At 67.8% G+C, this 3,188-nt stretch carries 2 protein-coding genes; both read left to right on the forward strand.

Features of this window, described 5'->3' with window-relative positions; translation table 11 throughout:
* Positions 1-158 precede the first annotated feature (158 nt).
* A complete protein-coding gene (gene dapA, locus RIF68_RS32205) occupies positions 159-1,058 on the forward strand; it encodes a 4-hydroxy-tetrahydrodipicolinate synthase (RefSeq protein WP_309054803.1) in 900 nt (299 codons plus the stop codon).
* A 150-nt stretch (positions 1,059-1,208) separates the two neighbouring features.
* Complete coding sequence (locus tag RIF68_RS32210) at positions 1,209-2,894, forward strand: ribonuclease J (protein ID WP_309054804.1); 1,686 nt, start codon at positions 1,209-1,211, stop codon at positions 2,892-2,894.
* Positions 2,895-3,188: the final 294 nt, after the last annotated feature.

Genomic DNA, 3,188 nt, shown 5'->3' on the forward strand with positions numbered 1-3,188 from the left:
CCGGGCGAAGTGTCCGTATTGCGACGTTTCGTGAAGTTCATCTAGGCTGATCAAACGGACCCGGCACTGCTTGAACCCCCGAGCAGGCAGTGCCGGGCTCCTTTCTCACGTCCCCCCGAGGGGACCCCCGGCGCTGAGCAGCGAGTAGCGTGTTACCCATGGCTCCGATCTCCACTCCGCAGACCCCCTTCGGGCGGGTCCTCACCGCCATGGTCACGCCCTTCACGGCGGACGGCGCACTCGACCTCGACGGTGCCCAGCGACTCGCCACCCACCTGGTGGACGCGGGCAACGACGGCCTCGTCGTCAACGGCACCACCGGCGAGTCCCCCACCACCAGCGACGCGGAGAAATCGGAGCTGGTACGAGCGGTCCTGGAGGCCGTCGGAGACCGCGCCCACGTCGTGGCCGGCATCGGCACCAACGACACCCACCACTCGATCGAGCTGGCCCGCACCGCCGAGCGCGACGGTGCCCACGGCCTCCTCGCCGTCACGCCGTACTACAACAAGCCCCCGCAGGAGGGCCTGTACCGGCACTTCTCGGCCATCGCCGACGCCACCGAGCTTCCGGTGATGCTCTACGACATCCCCGGCCGCAGCGGCGTCCCGATCGACACCGAGACGATCGTCCGCCTCGCCGAGCACCCGCGCGTCGTGGCCAACAAGGACGCCAAGGGCGACCTCGGCCGCGCCAGCTGGGCCATCGCCCGCTCCGGCCTCGCCTGGTACTCCGGCGACGACATGCTGAACCTGCCGCTGCTCTCCGTGGGCGCCGTCGGTTTCGTCTCCGTCGTCGGCCACGTCGCGACCCCCGAGCTCCGCGCCCTCCTCGACGCCCACCTGGGCGGCGAGGTCCAGAAGGCCACGGAGATCCACCAGAAGCTGCTCCCCGTCTACACCGGGATGTTCCGCACCCAGGGCGTCATGACCACGAAGGCCGCCCTCGCCCTCCAGGGCCTCCCGGCCGGCCCGCTGCGCCTGCCGCTCGTGGAACTTTCCGCCCAGGAGACCGAGCAGCTCAAGGTCGATCTGGCCGCAGGCGGGGTAGAACTCTGACAACGGACTTCACAACTGAACAGACAATCGAACACATAACTGAAGAAAAACCGAAAACGGACAAGTGGAATACCGACAACAGCAAGTGCACGATTGTCATGCGCGCCACGTGCCGAACCGGTACGTGGCGCGTGTGGTGAGGAGAGTCTTTTGAGCCATCCGCATCCTGAACTCGGCGCCCCGCCGAAGCTGCCCCAGGGTGGCCTCCGCGTCACCCCGCTCGGCGGTCTCGGTGAGATCGGCCGGAACATGACGGTCTTCGAGTACGACGGCCGTCTGCTGATCGTCGACTGCGGCGTCCTCTTCCCCGAGGAGGAGCAGCCCGGCGTCGACCTGATCCTGCCGGACTTCACCACCCTCCAGGACCGCCTCGACGACATCGAGGGCATCGTCCTGACCCACGGCCACGAGGACCACATCGGTGGTGTGCCGTTCCTGCTCCGCATGAAGCAGGACATCCCGCTCATCGGCTCCAAGCTGACCCTCGCCCTGATCGAGGCCAAGCTCCAGGAGCACCGCATCCGTCCGTACACCCTCGAGGTGGCGGAAGGGCACCGCGAGCGGCTCGGCCCCTTCGACTGCGAGTTCATCGCCGTCAACCACTCCATCCCGGACGCCCTGGCCGTCGCGATCCGCACCCCCGCGGGCATGGTGGTCCACACCGGCGACTTCAAGATGGACCAGCTCCCGATGGACGGGCGCCTGACCGACCTGCACGCGTTCGCGCGGCTCAGCGAGGAGGGCATCGACCTCCTGCTGTCCGACTCGACGAACGCCGAGGTCCCCGGCTTCGTCCCGCCGGAGAAGGACATCTCGAACGTCCTGCGGAACGTCTTCGCGAACGCCCAGAAGCGCATCATCGTGGCCAGCTTCGCCAGCCACGTGCACCGCATCCAGCAGATCCTCGACGCCGCCCACGAGTACGGCCGCCGGGTCGCCTTCGTCGGCCGCTCGATGGTCCGCAACATGGGCATCGCCCGGGACCTCGGTTACCTCCGCGTCCCGGCCGGCCTCGTCGTCGACGTGAAGACGCTGGACGACCTTCCGGACGACGAGGTCGTGCTCGTCTGCACGGGCTCGCAGGGCGAGCCGATGGCGGCCCTCTCCCGGATGGCCAACCGCGACCACCAGATCCGGATCGTCCCCGGCGACACCGTGATCCTGGCGTCCTCGCTCATCCCGGGCAACGAGAACGCGGTCTACCGCGTGATCAACGGCCTGACCCGCTGGGGCGCCCACGTCGTCCACAAGGGCAACGCCAAGGTCCACGTCTCGGGCCACGCCTCGGCCGGCGAGCTGCTGTACTTCTACAACATCTGCCGGCCGAAGAACCTCATGCCGGTCCACGGCGAATGGCGCCACCTGCGCGCCAACGCCGAGCTCGGCGCGATGACGGGTATCCCGAAGGACCACATCGTCATCGCCGAGGACGGTGTCGTCGTCGACCTGGTCGACGGCCGCGCCCGCATCACGGGCAAGGTCCAGGCCGGGTACGTCTACGTCGACGGCCTCTCGGTCGGCGATGTCACGGAGTCCTCCCTGAAGGACCGCCGCATCCTCGGCGAGGAGGGCATCATCTCCGTCTTCCTGGTGGTGGACTCCTCCACCGGCAAGATCGTCGGCGGCCCGAACATCCACGCCCGCGGTTCCGGCATCGAGGACTCCGCCTTCGACGCGGTGGTCCCGAAGATCGACCAGGTCCTGAACAAGTCGGCCCAGGACGGCGTCGTCGAACCCCACCAGCTCCAGCAGCTGATCCGCCGCACCGTCGGCAAGTGGGTCTCCGACACCTACCGCCGCCGCCCGATGATCCTTCCGGTCGTCGTGGAGGTCTGACCAGCGCGGTTCCGGAGCGGGGCGCCTCGATTTGCATCGGGGCGCCCCGCTCCAGTACGTTTACGGCTCCGCCAGAACGGGAAGCCCCCGCGCCGCTGTGCGCCGGGCCGGCCGACCAGGAGGCGGGAAATCCGACTCAGAACTTCTGATAAAGTCGGAACGCGCCGGAAGGCCTCGGAAAGAAAGAAATCCGGGACCGGAAAGCACCGAGGAAATCGGATCGGAAAGATCTGATAGAGTCGGAAACGAAGGAAGCGCCCGGAGGAAAGCCCGAGAGGGTCAGTACGAAGGAAG

The organism is Streptomyces sp. (genome assembly GCF_031178505.1).
Taxonomy (GTDB): Bacteria; Actinomycetota; Actinomycetes; order Streptomycetales; family Streptomycetaceae; genus Streptomyces; species Streptomyces gulbargensis.

Bases quoted from the DNA above. Each gene is read 5' to 3' on its own strand.
- dapA (WP_309054803.1), top strand. From the start codon at position 159: ATGGCTCCGATCTCCACTCCGCAGACCCCCTTCGGGCGGGTCCTCACC.